The sequence below is a fragment of the Cupriavidus consociatus genome, assembly GCF_017814975.1.
Classification (GTDB): Bacteria; Pseudomonadota; Gammaproteobacteria; order Burkholderiales; family Burkholderiaceae; genus Cupriavidus; species Cupriavidus consociatus.
The window spans coordinates 185,279-203,599 of sequence record NZ_JAGIQA010000009.1 but is presented as its reverse complement, the minus strand read 5'-3'; the positions used below and the strand labels follow the sequence as shown (position 1 = coordinate 203,599).

The 18,321-nt window shown below is 60.5% G+C and carries 12 protein-coding genes; 2 read left to right on the top strand and 10 right to left on the bottom strand.

Translation table 11 applies throughout. The annotated features are described in order from the left end of the window. Positions 1–408: 408 nt before the first annotated feature. The 9 genes from J8I82_RS14880 to J8I82_RS14840 form a co-directional block, all read right to left on the bottom strand. Complete coding sequence (locus tag J8I82_RS14880; protein WP_209758675.1) at positions 409–2,709, bottom strand: TnsB C-terminal domain-containing protein; 2,301 nt, start codon at positions 2,707–2,709, stop codon at positions 409–411. A 61-nt stretch (positions 2,710–2,770) separates the two neighbouring features. Beyond that, positions 2,771–3,592: a hypothetical protein gene (locus J8I82_RS14875; protein ID WP_209758673.1), complete on the bottom strand. Its 822-nt coding sequence runs from the start codon at positions 3,590–3,592 to the stop codon at positions 2,771–2,773. Then, a complete protein-coding gene (locus J8I82_RS14870; RefSeq protein ID WP_209758671.1) occupies positions 3,579–5,132 on the bottom strand; it encodes a hypothetical protein in 1,554 nt (517 codons plus the stop codon). Before J8I82_RS14870 ends, J8I82_RS14875 begins: the two co-directional genes overlap by 14 nt. Continuing rightward, positions 5,129–6,688 (bottom strand): TnsD family Tn7-like transposition protein, encoded by a 1,560-nt coding sequence (locus J8I82_RS14865; protein WP_209758669.1) that lies wholly within the window; start codon positions 6,686–6,688, stop codon positions 5,129–5,131. Before J8I82_RS14865 ends, J8I82_RS14870 begins: the two co-directional genes overlap by 4 nt. Further along, the gene (locus tag J8I82_RS14860) at positions 6,685–7,998 is read right to left on the bottom strand and encodes a hypothetical protein (RefSeq protein WP_209758667.1); all 1,314 of its coding nucleotides are present in this window, start codon (positions 7,996–7,998) and stop codon (positions 6,685–6,687) included. The genes J8I82_RS14865 and J8I82_RS14860 overlap by 4 nt, the downstream gene beginning before the upstream one ends. 791 nt (positions 7,999–8,789) lie before the next feature. Continuing rightward, positions 8,790–10,469 carry a site-specific integrase gene (locus J8I82_RS14855; RefSeq protein ID WP_209758665.1) on the bottom strand — a complete coding sequence of 560 codons (1,680 nt, stop codon included), beginning with the start codon at positions 10,467–10,469 and terminating at the stop codon, positions 8,790–8,792. Then, on the bottom strand, positions 10,466–10,756 hold the full coding sequence (locus J8I82_RS14850; RefSeq protein WP_209758663.1) for a hypothetical protein: 291 nt from the start codon (positions 10,754–10,756) through the stop codon (positions 10,466–10,468). The genes J8I82_RS14855 and J8I82_RS14850 overlap by 4 nt, the downstream gene beginning before the upstream one ends. Before the next feature lie 195 nt (positions 10,757–10,951). Beyond that, on the bottom strand, positions 10,952–11,320 hold the full coding sequence (locus tag J8I82_RS14845; RefSeq protein WP_209758661.1) for a hypothetical protein: 369 nt from the start codon (positions 11,318–11,320) through the stop codon (positions 10,952–10,954). A 745-nt stretch (positions 11,321–12,065) separates the two neighbouring features. Beyond that, on the bottom strand, positions 12,066–13,616 hold the full coding sequence (locus tag J8I82_RS14840; protein WP_209758659.1) for a methyl-accepting chemotaxis protein: 1,551 nt from the start codon (positions 13,614–13,616) through the stop codon (positions 12,066–12,068). Positions 13,617–14,363: 747 nt separating this feature from the next. Between J8I82_RS14840 and J8I82_RS14835 the strand changes: the two genes are divergently transcribed. Further along, complete coding sequence (locus J8I82_RS14835) at positions 14,364–15,890, top strand: hypothetical protein (RefSeq protein WP_209758657.1); 1,527 nt, start codon at positions 14,364–14,366, stop codon at positions 15,888–15,890. A 69-nt stretch (positions 15,891–15,959) separates the two neighbouring features. Next, positions 15,960–16,628 carry a hypothetical protein gene (locus tag J8I82_RS14830; RefSeq protein ID WP_209758655.1) on the top strand — a complete coding sequence of 223 codons (669 nt, stop codon included), beginning with the start codon at positions 15,960–15,962 and terminating at the stop codon, positions 16,626–16,628. Between the two features lie 175 nt (positions 16,629–16,803). On the opposite strand, the gene J8I82_RS14825 is transcribed toward J8I82_RS14830, so the two are convergent. Further along, complete coding sequence (locus J8I82_RS14825; RefSeq protein WP_209758653.1) at positions 16,804–17,238, bottom strand: HU family DNA-binding protein; 435 nt, start codon at positions 17,236–17,238, stop codon at positions 16,804–16,806. Positions 17,239–18,321 lie beyond the last annotated feature (1,083 nt).

Sequence of the window (18,321 nt, the reverse complement as noted above, 5' to 3'; positions counted from 1 at the left end):
CGGCGAACGTCTGCTTTCGGTCAGTTGCCTCAGGGTACGGGCAGCTCCGTGTCGACAGCAACGCTCGCGGACCCAATACAAGGTCGCCGTCGTCGTTGCCCACCAAGAACTGGCTGCTCTCACCACACTTCGAGGAACGCATCGGCGCGCAAACTTCGTAGCCGAAGATGCGCCACCTCTCAACGGATAATCACTCAAGCATCCGTTGGAATTCGGTTCAGGAAAAGGATAATTGACCGACCACAATTGAATCACTGCAGGTAGACGATCTACTTATCGGAATGCGAACGCCCGCTGAAACCTTCACGCCGCCTGCCTTCCTATCTGGGCTGTCCGTCGTCCGCTCGGAGCCGGGCGGGCTGTACATGACTCCGCGCCCTGTAGAACCCGTATTCCGGCAGAAGAACGCTATTTATTCGATGCCTGGCGCTTTGCTGCCCGTAAGGCCTCCAGATCCACTACTGTACCCACACCACCAAACAGACCATGCTGAGGTCGAAAGCCCGCTGGAAGCGATGATTTGGGAGGCGCTGTTTGTGGCTCAACACCGGCCGCCTTCGCGTCCACCAAAGCTTCACGCGACTTCTGCGCGGCAATGGCCTGGCGTCGCGCGCCGGCATCTTGGCGTGAGCGACTCGCAATAAGGCCAGCGCTCTTCTGGATTTTGGCAATCTCCTTAGCGGCATCGTGCCCTTGAGCACCGGTCGGCTTTCGCTTGTGCTTCGCATCCTTGACGTTATTCTTATGTGCACGATCCAGCCACTCAAGTCGTTGCTGTTCGATCTCGACAAGGTCGGTGTCCTTGCCACAACGATGGATCGACTCCGAAGTCGGGGGAATTCTCAGCCATCGACCATCGTCAGGATGGCGCCATAAGGCCGCGTTGCCCCAACAGTCGGCACAGACTTCCACATACACAGGTTGGCCCATTCCTCCCATCCTGCACTCATAGTCGTGCAGCGCTCGTAAAGGTGGCGTAAGGACCGGATCGTGAGGGTCGACGCCGTACTCCATTTGGCGCGCCAGGCAGAATCGACCGCCACGCAACCGCTTACTTTTTAGCCTCCGCTTAAAAATCGCGTCGCGAATCTCATCTTCGGTATGCGCATAGTTCTGATCGCCCCGTCGGCGCTCCTGCTGGTCGCAAAATGCCTCATAGCGTGACGGCAGCTCTCCTGCCACAAAGCGATCGAGCGTCTCGGCTCGCGGAGCCGTTCGTTTGGCGCCAGCCAAGTCGTTCAGCACTTCGACCACGAGCCGTTCAAAATCTCGCAATTCCATGTAGATCACTGCCTTGGCCGGACGGCCCCTGCCTCTCCGCTTCACGTTGGAATACTTCGGACCGGCCGCCGCCCGTCGCTCTATTACCGGCTTCACACACCTCTCGAGTTCTTTGGTCAGTGCCAGCTTGCCAATGAAGCCATCCTTCACCCGCGCATTCGCGCCCTCGACACCGCCCTTGCCCGGCGCGTAGTAGGCCGGCGTCTTGGTTAGGTTCACATGCAGGGATTCCAGTGTCCAGACTTGCTGCTCCTTCGCCGCTCCCGGTCCCCAGTCCACCACTGCGCGGTCGACGTTGCCACTCCTGAGCCATTGCGGAGCAGTCGTGAACCCAAGTTGCGCGAATCGTTGCGACTTGTCACAGAACATGCAAACCAGACAATAGGTGTAGGCCATGCGATTCTCGGGGCCGATCGCTACATACCAGCCAAGTGGATAGTCACTGCCTCTGACAATAGCGAGGATGAGTCGGGGCGAGCCGATGGAGAAGAATGCGGTGCGATTCGAGTTCGGCACCACAATTTCGACGTACGGGAACAAGGTCCCATCGAGGTCCGCTATGACTTCGAGCGGATGCCCGATGTCGGTGGCGCGTCCCGTGGGCGGGGGACGCCACTCAGGCAGCAAGCCTCCCAGCTCCGGCCACAGCTCGGTGAGAATGGCCCGCATGTGGCGGGCTATCGTGTGCGGCTCCGGGATACGCCGTGCCCCGATTTGAGCGCGGGTCACTTCTCGCATGCTACCGGGCACCGCAACATAGTCGGCGTTGAATTCGCGGACCAGTTCTCGCAAGATCGAGAACCGTGCCCGCGCGGACTCCGGCGACCGAGCAGCGATCGAAACGATCAGCGCAACAATGCGCCCCCGCCAGAATGCAGTCATCCGATTTTCGGGGCGGTAATGATCGGGATCAAGAAAGTACCCTGCGGCCTTTCTTCCCGGTTTTTCCGCATGTTGTAGCAGCGACTTCGGCTTTCCCTTTGCGCCGCACTCATGGTAGCTGGGCGTCATGGCGCGACGATCACCGCCATGGCGCACGCACCGCCAGAACAGTCGGTACAGCTGCCCCGTCTCCACATCCAACCGTCTCGCTTCCTCTTGAACGCGGCGCTTGAACCAAGCTCGATCAAAAAAAATATCTTCGTGAGCGTGACCATCAGGCAACTCCACCGCTGAATCCCGTTCACCCACCTGACCAAACAGGCGTTGAACCATTGCCCAATGCGTATCGCGCAGCGCGGCGTATTTCGCGAGAAGCGAAGCCTCCGGGGGGAATTTCGTCCGCACGGGGTCGTGCACGAGATATTTGACTGAGTCACTTGAAATCAGAGCACAGGCCGGCACTGCCTGCAGCTTCTGACGTCTCGCGCGACGATTCTGACTCATGTCGTAGAGCGCATAGCGGTCGGTCCGCTCTTGGTAGGCCACGACGCGATACGTTGTAACGCAACCGGCTCGCCGCACCTCTACGCATTGGAACAACGACAATTCAGCGATCCTCACGCCGCCCCCTTAGTCTCACACGCAGCGGTTGACTCACCTCCAGCGCGTAGCCGTCGTCCAGTTCCAAGTATCCCAGTACCAGTGCGGCGCCGAGTCTCGTGTAGGCAGCGTCGCGGGCTTCCCAATCTGTCGTACCGAGCCGCAATCGCCGCCCGAGTCGCAGCATCAAGCCATCCAGATCGCACGGCTTATAGCGCCGAGCGCAGCGCGCGCTTGGCCGTACTCGACGCCGACTTTCACTTTCCAGAAGCATCCCGGCAAACTGCCACGCTTCGTTTCTCAGGGCACGGATGTCGTGGCGTTGGACAAGGCCGTTGCAAAAGTAGGCGTTTTGAATCTGCACCGCCGTGAAGGCAAACCTATCGAACAACTCGGACGTCACGTGAAGGGCCGCGAGCATCGGTCGGGCTTTTCGATGGCGTTCGGCATCCATGAACAAGGCGTGCAAATGCGGTACGCCACGCCGCTCTAGAAGCTCTACGACGACCATGCGATCGATGATCTGCGGTGCGCTCTTGGTCGCCACACAAACAGGATAGTGACAGCGAATATCGATCACGTAAGGCGACGCACAGAGCAACGCATCGGCGATACGCTCACTCTGCGACTGTTCTAAGAGAGGCCGTCCGCCCCGCACGTTTGCGGTGACGGAGGATAATGAGTAAGGCTTGCGTTTGGCGAAGAGTTGGTTGTCGTGCCGCCGTCCCGTCAACACGTGCAAACGATCCCGCTCGGACAAGATCAATCGAGAGTCGGCCACGCAATGTCGCCCGAAGGTGCAGAGCCTGATGGCGTCATGTGCGATCATATTTTTCTCCGACTAGTCGCTCCACTCGCTGCACCAGGCGCCTGTAGTACTTGCCTATCGTCGATATAGAGAAGTCCTGCGCACGGGCGAGTACCGTCGCCATATGTGGGTCCACACATTGTGGAAACTCCCTTGCTAACAGACGCCATCGACGTAGGTCGCATTCCCCCTCCACCTCCCGATAACGATCGACGACTGTGCGACAAGCAGGGTAATCGTTGATGGAAGATACATTTAAGATACCTTTTATCAGCAACTTTATCGTGATGCGAGGTGCATGAGCATTTTGCTGGTAAGCGATCGCACGCGCCTCGATGCGTCGAGCCAAATCGGCATCCGTCCGCCGTTGACGAAGCGCCTTCCTACTGGCGTGGTGCTGCATCGCCAGCGCGTTGACCCATTCCGCGTCCATGGAGATGATTCCCGTAATCGGGGCAATGGCATTCTCATACAGAAATCGGCGCGGCAGGTCCGGATGTGCGACCACCGTTTCGGCAATCAACAGTCTTGCAGCGGAACGTTGTCCTTCGGAATATTCGGTGGCAAAACCCGGCATCGGGCTCTTGGCCACATTGGCGATGGCACGCTTGACCAGGATGGTCGAGAGCAGAGTGTCAATCGAACCATACAATAAGCGACTTGCGATGAGATTGACCACGGGGAGCCCGCTAAAGCGGTTCCCGATCATGACAAGCTTGAGTTTCTCGTACCGATGCACGACACGATAGTTTTGTTCAAAGAACTCGCGCGCACCGTTTTCCTCCAACAGTTCGACAGTTCGTTCATCAGGACTGCCGGAAAACACGCGGAGCCGCTCACCGCCTTCTCTCATGACAGCACGAACCTCCTCCCCGTAGATTCCGTCCAGTTTGCCAGCCAGCACTTGCTCGATGTCGTACGCGATACCCTGAGCAAAGTCACAGGGCCGCGATGGCGGCCGCCGACCCATGAACTTTCCGCACTTGCAGCGCAGAGCCGGCGTCCAGCCGAAGTCAAGATAGTTGTAGGCTAAACCACACGCCCCGCATTGGTGGACGACTACTGCTGCATGTCGAGCACACCAGTTGTAGCCTCTAACGCTAGGCGGCGTATCCCACGTGGCGAAGCCGCGTGTCGCCTCTTGCTCCCGGATGCATTCCGGACAAGCGCCCAGTGCAGCGTTACGGCTCGCCCGATAGCTTTGGAATTTCCGGGGCTCACCGATCGTCGAAATCAGTCCAGTGATCGCATTTTCGGTGAGTAACTTCGCCTCCCCAATGCCAAGGAACGGCGTAAGGAGTCGCAGATGGGTATGCCCTAAACTTACCGAGACTGGATCGGGGCACAACTCGCCAAACGCCGGCAAAATGCGTCCTAAGCCCGCGACCATTCCAACCGAAGCATTCACAACCGATTTACGTATATCGGTGATCGCTTTGTTCGAAGTGACAGTGGCACCGCGATAGATTCGCTCGACAAAGGCAGAGATCAGTTCGTTGGGCTGCAATGCGATCGCATTGCCAATCACGATCGGTGCGCCCATCATAGATTTTATTTTCATGCCTGGGTCCTCCTGGCGGTGGCGTTCCTGCAAGTGCGCGTCGGCATGGCATCCTTGACCGGTCCGATGCGCAAGTACTGATCAACTGCTTGTTGCACGCGCGCGGCGTTGGATGCCTTGCGCAGTGCATACTCTGACATGCCAAGCTGGCGCCGCAGCGCGGCGAGCGAGGGTCGCCGTTGGGGGTACTCTTGCGTGAGCCAGGCTGCTGCCCGTCGGATCTTTGCCGCAAGCGACGCATCTTGACCACTGACGCCATGGGCGTCGCGTCGTGCCAGCGATGTCGGGCCTATCACCTGTGGCCAATGGTCATGCAGCCACACAGCATCGTGGCGGCTCAGCCAACGGAATAGCCGCGGCTCTCGGCTGGCGATCCGGTTGGCCGAGGCCTGCGGTGCGGCCCGCATTCTTGCCAGCCATCGTTGGCGAGCTTCCAAGCGGATTCGCTCCCGCTGCGACGTCGTGAGCGCGGGGCGCAGGCCCCGCTGCCGGATCACGCGATAGACGGTGTCCAGCGACAATCGGCACAGGCGAGCGATCTGAGGCGGGGTGCACTGCCGCGCAATCAGGTCAGGCAGATCTTGGCGTGAGTATCGACGACGGCCGTCAACTGGCAGCGGACGTATCCGGCCAGCACGCCATGCCCGCTGTGGTAAAGCCCTCGGCTTTTGGGTCGGGCGCGGCACCGCGGCAGGCTTCACTGGTCGAGCTTTCCCGATTCCGCCATCCTCGAGAAACATCCACAGCAACGCGAGATAGATCGGATGCAGCGTCGCGCGACCCGCCACCCAAGCCAGCAACTTTGCGCCACGCCCTGGCAACGCTGCGAGCTTGCGCAGTGATGGCGCGACGTCCAAGTCGCCACAAAAGTGGTCGAACGCCTCCGAAAACGCACGCGTGCGCGCACGGCCTGTCCCGGAGCAGAAGCCCGCTGTCGCCAGTCCTTCTGCGAAATGGCTAGCCACCACATGTCGATCGCCCAGACCAGCGATCGCCAGGATGGCCTGGCTATAGGCAATGAGGTCGGCCGTCGCGGGAAGCGCTGGGGCGCGCTTGACGTCGGGGGTCGGATACGGACAACGCTCGACTAACGTGCAGCCGTGCCAGGGACATGCTTGCACGAACGGAACAAGATGTGGCCAAAAGAACGCACTGACGCCGAATCGCTCCCACGCGCTGGCTTCGCATTCGGGACACACGCGGATGCCGCCCACTCGCATGCCAGCCCATACCCGCAGGGTGGGTTGTACCGAGCGGCCGCTGCCATGCAACAGGCGCTGCCCCAGCGTGGTCGCCATCTCTGGCAGCAGGCCAAGCGCCAGCAACGGATATGCCGAATGCTCCTTCAACAACCGCTCGGCATCGCCGTACAGCCCACTGGTGAGGAACGCTAACTGGGTCAGGGGCATGCGGGGCACGGTGCCAAATGCACGACCGGGGGTAAAGCGATCTCTCGCCGCAAGGATGGTGTCGCAATCCATGAACAGTCCGCGGGCGATGCTGCTCGCGGCTTCCCTCGGCGGTCGGGGCAACAGAACCGGTACACGCGGCATCATGGCGATTTCCCCCCTGCTTGCGCGGACGATGAGGCGTCATCGTCGACATCCGTCTCCCAAGGCAAATAGTCCTGGTACTTGGCATAGTCACTTTTGGAGATGGGCTCGGCGCCCAACACTCGCCCATACAGGTCCCGCGCAATGGCGAGACGCCCAATACAGGCCTTGTCCACCAAGCCCTCCGCGGCGGCCGACGGGTCCATGCCGTGTTGATTCACGAGGCGGTTGTATAGCACCCAGGAGCTGACCACTAGGTCTCGCAATCCATGGGTTTCCGGCAGGATCTGCGACAGGGCCGCAGGCATGGGCCCTCGCCGTGCGAAGAGTTCCCACATGGCCTGCGTAATCCCCGCGTAGTTGCCGGGGTCGTACGCCAGAATCTCTTGAGCCGGTGGAAACAGCGCCCGAAAGGTTGGATGCGGCAAGGCCTCGCGCACGGCAGCGGTCGCGCATAGGACGACAATGAAGCCCTCCCGCGCGATGCGAGACAGCAACCGCCAAAAAGACGCTAGCTCGGGCACAAGGTGCTGGGAAGTGAAGCCGGTAAAGACCAGCGCACCCACATTGGCGGCGTGCATCCGCCCCAATAAGTAAGTTTCGATCCCGACGAATTTTGCGCGAATCAACTCGCCGCCAAGGTCTTGGCTCTCCAGCGCCTGCAACAGCGCCATCAGCAGTTCCCTTGCCCAGTGGCTGTCGGACATCGGTGCGATCAAGAGCGGCACATGATCGATGCGACACCCATCGCTACCGACCAGCCTTCCCTTCTCGTCGAATATTTGCATGTGGGTGTGCGGCGGCCTCACGCCGATCAGGTCACGTAACGCATAGAACGTTCGCTCCACTGCCATGCTTGTGGGTGCACTGACGAGGTGCGTACGGACGACCCCGCCCCCCCAGTGCTGGACAAGCGGCCTGGACTCGTCCGGCTCGACTGCGGCAGGCTTCGGCATGCTGGTAGGAGGCCTTCGGAGAAGATGCATCGCACGGGCATAGGCTGCGCCCCAAGCGGCGCCAGAGCTACCGCGCTCGGCCGCTCGCTGCCGGATATCCGAGAGCACGTGCAAGGCAATCATGGCTTCGGCTTCCGTGCAGAGGCACATCGACTGCAGCCTCGACTCCAGCGATTCCCATGGTCGCAAACGCTGGCGTTGCGGGGTGTCGCGGGCACTGCAGGCATAGAGTTGCTCGGCCATGGCCAAAGCCGTCTCCGGGAGGGCCGGCAAGTCATCCAATAAAAAGGACCTGGCACCGGCAGGCGTGACGTTTCTTGGCGGTCCGTCTGAAACGACCGCAGTTCGCATCGACATTGCGCACCTCCGTATTCGCGTGCGGCATCTCGCATGACGGTGCACGCGAGGCTGGTTTGTCGCAACCAAGAAAGCAGTCCCGTCGTCTCCGGAGGAGCACGGACTGCAGGATGGACACGGCCAAGCCGCTACGAGGCAGGCGGGTGGAAGGATCGGGAGTCAGGAAGGCGACACTGCGGCGCGATGAGGGCGATACCCAGAACGGGTACGCGCAAGATGTAAGGTCTGGCATCGGTCACCACTGCCGTCAGACGGGAAAGGCAGCGCGAGAGATAGTCGCCCCCGCTTTTTGTGAGCGCGACGACGCGCCGGACGCTCATTCGTGAGGTATTCGTCATGGTGGTATGTCAATCATCAAGGTTTTCGGAAAATTCAGACGCGCAATGGCGTCCCTGCCTTGACGAGTCCCACGTCACCGCCGATACTGTCAGTGTCACCTAGCAGTCAGCGATGGCCTGGAAGCGCGTCGGCATGTTTAAGTAAACATGTGGAAGCTTTCAGGGGATGCGCCCTCCAAACGCATCCAAAAAATTGCCGGATACATCGATGTCCTGAGAAGAGGACTCATCGACTATATGGCACAAAAAGCCGCCTTTCTAGGCGGTTTTTTGCATTGGGTCTATATATCCACAATTCAAATTGTCAATCCATTCAATATAAAATTTCGTTATTTTTCAACAACATAGAAAATAAACATTGAATTTCCATCCGCTTACGCAGACACTCGATTTTCATTAGACAAAAGCACCGAAAATCCAATAAAAAACCGCCCATTTAGCGGTATGCACTGCTTATGTCGGATGGAGCCATAGCTTGCGCATGAGCACTTGACGACGGACTTGCTCGGTATGGACATAACGTGTAGTGGTATCGAGCGACACATGTCCGACATTCTGTTGTACGACCTCGATCGGAACCCCTGCCTCGAGCGCGTGGGAGATATGCGTGTGACGCAGCCAATGTGCACTGGCACGCCGCAGGTGCCGCGCTGCAGCCGGCTCAACCGCCTCCAACGCGGCCGCGCAATGGGCAAAAAAGCGCTTCAGTTGTCGATGGAATGCGCTGCCCGACACGCTTGCATCGCCTTCGCCTTCTGCGGCGCGCCACGACGTTGCCGCACCGAGCAGGGGCACAGCGCTCGGTTGCGGCAGCGTGCCGGCGTAGCCGCGCGCGACGAGATACGCCAACAGCGCAGCGACCCAGCTGTCGGGGACGGGGACTTCGCGCACCTTTGCGCGCTTGCCATGGACCGTGAGCCACCAACCCTCCACACGCGAAGCGCCAGGCGCCGCCCACGATTCCCAGTGCAAATCCTCGGTCGTCGCCCCGATTAGCTCGGATAGCCGCAATCCCGTGTCGTGCAGCAGCGGCAGCGCGATCTGCAGCCGGTGCGTCGCGAGCCCGGGCGGCTGGCGCACGAGCGCCTGCTCAATCAGCGCCCACTGACTGGTGGTGAAGCCACGCCCCACATCAGGACCCAACGCAGGACGACGCGGACGTGCCACGGCGCGCCAGGGGTTTCCCACCAGGTAGCCTTGGTCCACCAAAAACCCAAACAGATTGCCCAGCACGCCGACGGCGAAGCTGCAGGACCGCACGGACAGGGCGCCGACGAAGGGCCGCCAACGACTGGACCAACGCGGTGGCCCGTGCGGGCCGCACCATTCCAGCGCGGGGGCCAGCAGGAACTCGCGGTACGCGACACAGTCCTCCACGGTGAGCGATGACAGCGCCCGCCGGCGGACCAATACCGCCCACAGCAGCAGGCGTTCCGCTTCCTTCCGGTACGCCAGCTGGGTGGGGGTGCGAGATCCGCGCCGCCCGGCCTGCGGGCACGATTCATGGTCCGTCGCGGCGCTCGACGCCAAGCCGCTGCGTGCCGCCACCCAGGCGTCGATGGCGGCGCGATCGTCCGCCGCCGAGAGCAGGCAATGTTCGCGTGGGGCGCGAAACTGCCCCGCCGCACCGCTGAGCTCGCTCGACAACGCCAGACGCTCCACGGGCAGAAACGGACTCGTCGAGGGCTGCACCGCCGCGCGAGTTTCCGCCTGAACGATCGCTTCCGGCGTCGGCGTCGGGAACGCGCCCAAGGTCGCGGCGTGCGCGGCGACGAACCCCTCCAGCGCCTGCGCCTTGATCGCGCCAATGCCGCGCAGGTCACGCCACCAATCGGGACACGCAGCCATGCGCGTATGCAGCGCGCCCAACGAGGGGATCCCTGCAGCGCGCAGGCGCAGGGCCAGGGAATCGACCAACCAGGCTTCGACGCCGTCGGCGCGCTGTGGCAGTTGGACCATGCGCGCCTCGAGCGCATAAATGGCGTCCAATTGGCGATGCAGCAACGCGATGCGTCGGCGCTGCCGCGCCAGCGCGCTGCCGAAGGCGGCCTCATAGGCCGCGAGCTGCTCGGCTTCCGAGCATTCCGCCAGTCCCTGGCGATCGGCAAACGTCTCGAGCGAGGGCAGCGTCACTTGCCCAGACGGCGCGAGATCCAGCCGGTCAGCCGCGGCACGCCGCGCGTCGCGTCTGCTCCGCCCAGGATGCCGGGTGAGCACGATGCGGCGCGAGCGTCCTCCGCATCGCCCGGTAGATAACGTTCCCACACCGCGCGCGGTGCGAGGCCCTGCAGCACCGCGCGGAAGAACGCGAAGTGTCCGCGATCCAGGCGCGGGCGGGTGATGGCGCGGTGGAGTTCTGCCGCCTCTTCATTGGGACCAGATCCCGTTCCCGTGGATGGACGTAGCGAATGTGATGGCATGGGACCCTCCCAGCGGCGAACGATGGCACACGGCGGAGGGTTGGCAGCGGAGAGGGGCGAGAAGGCCACGACGATGCGGGCCCCGGAGCGGTCAGCCAACTGGCGTCGGCATTTTTAAAGATACCAAATAATACGGATTATCTTGCAGTGGGGGATGCGAAAAAGCACAACGGCAAGCGCATGCCTTGGAGGCCTCTAACGTAAAGCTGTCCGGTAACTCAACGTAAAGGTGTCGTGCAATGATTCTTCCCGCTCGGGAAGGATGAAGGCCGCGAGCGCGAGTCGGGTGAGCCCTTGACGTAAAAGCTGTGCGGAAAAGAAAAAAAGCGTCCCATCAGATTTAAATGAAAAAGTCTCGGTCAAGCGGGCCAAACTTCCCGCTCGGGAAGGAAACCTTGGCTTGGAGGCCTTGGACGGCTCAGCCTTGGCCATATCACTTTCGATGGCAACGCTCTGGCGACCGTGCTCAGTTCCCGCTGAGGTCACTTCGGCAAACATTCCGACTCGCCCACTGAAATCCGCTTTACCATCACGGATGGGAACGAAATGGGTTGTCTTGGCCATCTGCTATGTCACTGCAACAGAAAATGCGACTCTTGTCGGCCTGGCTGCCGGCCGGGCTTCCTCACTTCGAAGCTGAGGTCGGCACCTACCTACACCTCCAGGATGTCCCGTACGAGTTGGAGAACATCCTGGCTCGCTGGCTACAGACAGAGAGCTACCAACCTGCGTTCTGATCGAGGGTGGCAAGGGCTTAGCCATCAGCCAAGAAGGATGGGAAAACTTCGTCTGCTGGCTCGTGGAAACACTTCGAACCAAGCTTGACGAAATGGAGCAAGACCAGCCCACGCAATGAACCAACCAAGCATGGAATTGACCCATGCTGCGGATACGCATAGAACTGGTGCCGGATGGCGATGAGGAGGCGGTTAAGCTGCTTGCTGCCGTCGACATCAGCAATGACGGTAGCGGTAGACGCCGATGACGCCGCGACGGCCGTGTCCGCGGACGCAGACGCTCTCATCAATGGGAGTCTATTCCATCGTCAGGGAGGCTCTCGCCTTCGCAGAAAGTAACGCCCGCATCGACAGCTACCATTCGTACGGTCGGCTGGCTGATCTGTCACCACCTACAGAGCCCTAGTTGAAGCGTAGCTTGGAGAGGCTCGAAACTTGCGGTGACACGCTCGGAAGAAACCAGATGAGAATGTGTTGCCCTGAACAATATCTTTGTTTAGGGCAACTTACGTCTTCGAGCTCAGGCTCCTCCGGCCCGGGCACTTTGCATACTGTATGGCTCACCCGCTCCCTTACCCCAAATGAAACTGACCTACAGCTCGATGCAATGCATTGGCCTGGTCCTCCAATGACGCGGTGGCAGCCGCCGCTTCCTCGACCAATGCCGCGTTCTGCTGCGCCATTTGATCCATCTGGGATACCGCTTGGTTAACTTGTTCGATCCCGCCGGTTTGTTCCTCAGTGGCTGCCCGCATTTCTCCCATCAGATCGGTCACCCGTTTCACAGCTCCAACAATCTCTTCCATCGCTTTGCCAGCGCCTTCCACAAGCACAGACCCGTCTTCGACACGTTGTGCGGAGTTGTCGATCAGTGACTTAATCTCCTTCGCCGCGGTAGAGGAGCGCTGTGCGAGGCTGCGGACCTCACCGGCTACCACGGCGAATCCGCGGCCCTGTTCACCAGCTCGAGCGGCTTCCACTGCGGCATTCAGGGCCAGAATGTTGGTTTGAAAAGCGATTCCTTCGATCACTCCAATAATATCTACCACCTTTCCCGACGCAGCCTTGATTTCACTCATAGTGCGCACGACATTAACGACCAACTCACCTCCGCGCACCGCAATGTCCGACGCTCCTTCAGCAAGCTGCGCAGCCTGGCGAGCGTTTTCCGCACTCTGTCGCACCGTACTAGTCAGTTCCTCCATGCTGGCCGCAGTTTGTTCGAGCGATGCCGCCTGTTCTTCGCTTCGACGCGATAGGTCTGCATTGCCCGCCGATATTTGGTGGGCAGCGCCGGCGATTGAGTCGGCGGCGGTGCGGATCTGCCCTATAGCCCCTGTTAGCCGTGCCTGCATCTGCTGCATGTTATAGAGCACGCTCTCTTCATCCTCTGGTTTAATCTGCACTTGCGTGGCTAAATCCCCTTGGGCGATTCGCGCTGCGATTGCAGAAGTCAGCGATGGCTCGCCTCCCAATTGCTTCTGCAGACTCGTCGAGACTCGTACCATCACCACGCTCATCAACGCGCCTACGGCCATCAGCCAAGCGATTGCCTTCCAAAGGGCCGTTCGGAATTCGGCCTCGATATCGTCGAGGTACAGCCCTGCAATGAAATTCCAGTCCCACGCCTTAAAATTCAGCGTGTAGCTTAGTTTGGGCTGCGGTGCTTCGCTTCCTGGCTTCGGCCACACGTATTCGACGAAGCCTTTGCCGGTCGTCTTGCCGATGCGGACAATGTCACGGAAGAAATAGACGCCGTTGGCGTCCTGCATGTTCGACATGTCCTTACCATTTAGTTCCGGTTTGATGGCGTGCATCAGGACCACTGTGTCGGAGCGGGCGATGGTGAAATAACCATCGGCGCCAAACCGCATCGCACGCACACGGTCTAGAGCCTGCTTTTTAGCCTCTTCACCACTGAGCTTCCCCGCACGGGCCATCGCTTCATAATCGGCAACGACGGAGTTTGCCGTGTCGGTTACTTGCTCAAGGACGCGCATGCGATCTTGCAAGCGCTGCTCCCGCATTTGCCAAACATTCCACAAGGTGATTGCCAACAGACAAATCCAGCTCAGCACCAGCGGAAGCATGAGCTTCTTTTTGAGGCTCAGGTGTTGCAACATTTGGCTCCTCCATTTTCCTTTAGTTGATCGGTGGGCGCTTTGCGAAAGCGACCTTTACAACCGCCGGTAACGGACGCGAGAATGCCGATCTTGAGCTGCTGCCATCAATTTGGCATTGCATTCCAACAGCCCATGAATTTGGCTATCCAACTGCCAATTCCTAGCCCATTCCCCCAAGCAAACGCCATCGCGTAACAGGTGGATCCCGGTAAATTCCTCCGTGGGGAACGTGGGTGCCGCTCTTGGACGGACGAACACAAGAATCAGTGCTAGTTCACCGTCGAGGTGCTGTACTACGCCGGTGACCGTCTTACACTTGTTCCTGCACGGTTGGCGGACGAACGCTACTGCGTTTTATGACGAGACGCGGCGCGAAGCGCTTCGCGGGCTGTACGACGCGCGACGCGTTGTCGGGGTAATTGGGCGAACGCACATCGCCGTGCGGCTAGGATGCCGATCGGATCTGGGTTGTGCATGAACAGCTCAGGGACCGCCCGAACGCTGACGGCGAGGCGATGCGGATGAACTCGCAAGCTGCAAATGCAGTTTTCACGGGGTGCACTCTGTCCTTGTGCCGACCGACCCTGTATTCCTGATATAGTAGTGGCGAGCTGTCGTCGCCTGCCGCACGCGCCCTTCGGGGCATGACGAAGACGATGTGTCACCGCACCTACCCCATTCCACAATCCTTGTTTTCGATGGGCGGTCCGCAAAGCGTGCACCGGATTTGCCGCCCTGGAGAAAGCAATGGATACGCAGCAGTTGAAGCTGCTGGCCGGGCTCGTCCGCGGCCTTTTGCAGCCCACGCACCCCTCCTTTGGTTATGGCCAGGCGCTCGATCTGATCGCAGCGCTTCCCGGGCTTCGTAACTGGCCCGAGGTGATGGCGTTTCCCCAGCGCGTCGCCGCAGCCGAGCTGGACATCACCGCGACCGGCCGCCTGTCGTTCCGCCTGAAGAAGCGCTACTCGGTCTACATGTCGCCGCAGGAGTTGCTTGTCGCGCTCTCGCCGCCCGGGGCGGTCGTCGCACGCCGGACCCCGCAGATCTGGCCGTCGGGTCCCGTTCCCGGCGTCTACATCACGACCTCCCAAAAGGCGATCGACGCCCTGCTGGAAGTGTACGAGGACGCCACCGACGGTGCGCTGCTCTATGCGGAACGCGCTGGCAATGGTTGTGCCAGCGCCATCGACCTTGGCGAATACGGCCTCTGGTCGTCTGGCCTGGATCGCGTGCCCAGCGGCACGTTGCTGGTAGTCGGCCCGCTGGAACTCGACCAGCAATCTTGGGAAGGAACCGCGAGCCGTCTTGAAACGGCTTGCCGGTACGCGCTGGACTCTGGGCACCGTGTCGCGGTGCTCCTCGACACCCCGACGGCCGAGACGCTCCACGAGGACGTCCGACTCATGGTCACGTCCAGAGATGAGCACGCGGACGAAGAACCGGCGCTGATTGGGGTCGTCACCGAGAAGGGCGAGTTGCAAGCGCGTACGCCATTTTCGGTGGCGTGGCCGACGATTGAACCGGTCACCGTGACGGGAACCAGCGACGCTTTGCCGACGCCGCTTATGGGTCCTCTGCGTGATGTGCTAGCTGAACGTACCAACGGCTTGCTGCTGTTCGGGTCCGCCGTTATTGCCGAATATTCGGCGATCGACCTCGTTGCGGGCTCGTTGGTGCTGACTGAACGCGCTGGTCCTGCTGCCCGCATCATGGCGCGCCACCGCGCGACGCCTTCGAAGGACTGGGACGTGCCAGAAGCGATCCGGCAACTGCCCTTCTTGCCGTCGATCGAGAGTGCCTACGCCCAGGGCTATCGCCGCCTGATCTACCACCCGAGCTACACCGAGCCCGAACTGCTGTTGAAGTACAGCGAGGACGCGCTGCTGATTTGCGGCACTTATGGCGCCGACGTCATGACCGTGTTCATGAGTACGGTGCGCGCAGGTGGCGGGACGCACATGGAGGCGGCCTTGCTGGCCCGGATCGTGGCCATTGCGGCCACCGTGTCCGTCCCGTCCCGCGATGGGATCAAGCTGCTGGCCGACCTCTACGTGGCCACGGGCGCACCGATCGACAACGTGATGGCGTTCGAGGAGATTGAACAATTCCTGAGCGACAACCTCCTGGCACGTTGGAGGGATGGGCTGGCCCGTCTGCAGGACGCGGGCGTCGTCGTGCCCGCCGAGGTGAAAAAGGCTTTCCCCCGGAGCCAGGAGATCAAGGCCTTCGTTGACGAGTACCTTAAGCAAAAGAAGAATCGGGCGACCGCGTAAGCGCATGCGCCCGGTGCCGCGGATAGGTCCGGGCGCAACGTTTCGAGCACACCCAATCGGAGGACCGCCATGAACGTTGCCTGGTTTCTGAACCGCCGGCTGGACTTCATCCGGCAGCTTTACGCCGGCTCGTCGGCACCCTTCGTCGATCGCCGGATCAAAATCGAGAACGGCGTGGAGCCATTCGTGCCGCCGTACTCGGAGGACGGTGAGCCGCCTTTCCTGCTCGAATGGCAGGAGGCCTGCGATTCGATCGATGTCCTGGGCCACGCGTGCCTGTGCATGCTCTCGTCGGCATTGCAGGCGTATCTGCAGACCCGCGTCAGGCTCCGCTGTGAGGAACTGAGCGACGCGGACCGCAAACGCGTGTTCCGAAAAGGCTGGATCCGGGGCTACAACCGTATCTTCACCGACGCGTTCGGGATCCCCTTCACCGATGGCCCTGTGCCCATCGCTGTCCTTGAAGACATTGTGCTGACGCGCAACAGCATCCAGCACGACCTTGAGATCACGACCAATCGGCCCAAACACGCCGACCGGAAACTGGGCGCCGCGCGCTCGGTGTTTCTGGACGCCCGCGAGGTGGAGCTGCTCGATCGCATGAACCCAGACGCGCGGACCTGGTTGGCACCGCCCACCGTGCACGTGAACCAGGCCTCGCTCGAAGCTTCTATCGACACCGTTGCGCGCTTCGTCGAATGGCTCGACGGTGCCATCGAAGCGAAGCTGTACGGCTGACTCTGAGATCCGCCTGGAACTGAAAACTCGCCCCTCGGATGCCCTTGTCCCACCTTTTGCATTTGCTCATAGCGTGGCCAGCGTCCGGCCGTCGAACTATGGGCCTTCCCGGAAACCAGGCGATGAACCATTAAAAAGGGAAGCGCAGGGCTCCCCTTATTGCAGGATCGTTAGCTTACGCCGCAGCGTCCTTCAGCTTCTTCAGCGGACGGACCTTCACCTTCACTGAAGCCGGCTTGGCAGCGAACCATTGCTCCTGACCGGTGAACGGGTTCTTGCCGAAGCGCTTCTTGGTGGCCGGCACTTGAATGGCCTGCACCTTGAAGAGGCCAGGCAGGGTGAACTCGCCAGCGCCCTTCTTGTGGATCGCGCTGACGATGGTGTTCTCCAGGTGGGCGAGCACGGTCTGGACGGCCTTCTTTTCGAGCTGGGTTTGCTCGACCAGGTGGGCCAGCAGGCTTGACTTGTTGAAGGTGTCCTTCAGCGGTTTGGCCACCGGTGCCGCAGCAGCGGCCTTCGGTGCGGCCTTCGGCGCCGGTGCCTTCTTGGCCGGAGCCTTAGCGGCTGGCTTTGCAGCGGTCTTCACAGTCGTCTTGGCTTTTGTTGCCATCTCGGTTCCTTGTCTCAGTGGTTGATGTGTCGCAGGCAATCAATTGGCGGGAGCGCGACACTGAACGCGATATTGCCACGATGAGGCCTATTTTCAAGGGATTCCTGAGCTTTTCTGCGCTGCAGTCGGGTATGCTGAATCCAATTGCTACACTTAGTGAGCCAGATATACGGAGAATCCCTATGAACGCCAGTACTCAGACGAGCAGGACCCAGCAAACCACCCTCTTCGGCGCGACGTTCGCCGAATGGAAGAAGGATGCGGGCCGCACGTTTACATTAAAGGTCGAGAGCACCTGGAGAGGGAGTCAGCACCCCGCAGCCGCCTTACCAGCTCCAATGCACGCATCAGCTCTATAGCGGGCTTAACGGCGATTTTTGTTTGCCCGCAAGCCGACGCTGCCTTTTGGCGCTCTCGCATGAAAACTCTCATCGGAAAGTGCTCATGCCAGGTGCCGAAACGAATCCCTTGGGCCCCCTTCTCTGCTGGCAAGTATTTTTGGGTTGAGTCGGGTCGGGGCAGTTAGTTGCGAGTCTTTACGGCACAAGCCTAGTCTGACCACCTTTTTCCAGGTCGGCGCGGAATCTTCTCCGGCCGTCGACGATGAGGCCGATTGCCGCCGGTCGCCTTCCCGCTTGCTCAGTCGTCCCAGAAGTGCCGCATTTACTCGGGAAACCGCGAGATGTTTTTCCCGTAGCTCGGAAGCTTCAGCAGAGGCAATGTCCCCTCCCCGCCTTATCCCCAACGACCAAACACACGCCGCCTATTCACTTTGCAACTGGGCCCCTGTGCACCGGTTCTGTTGCAAAGGCGCCGACGGCATGGAAGTCCAATGTCCTGCAGGTTAATGGAATCGCATGCCAATATGGCGAAAAGCAATAGACAACTCGCAACCGAAATCTATCGAAGAAATTCTAAGATCGCAGTACCGGTATGCGGTGCGACACGTCGTGCACCCTAGCGCACCGGCGCGGGAAGCCCGGTTCGGGTCATGGCCAACGATTTGGAGTCAGCAACGTACTGCCGCCATCGCGGGGCTCGATGCTTGCGCCAAACTGGATCCACGAGATTCAAATACTACGT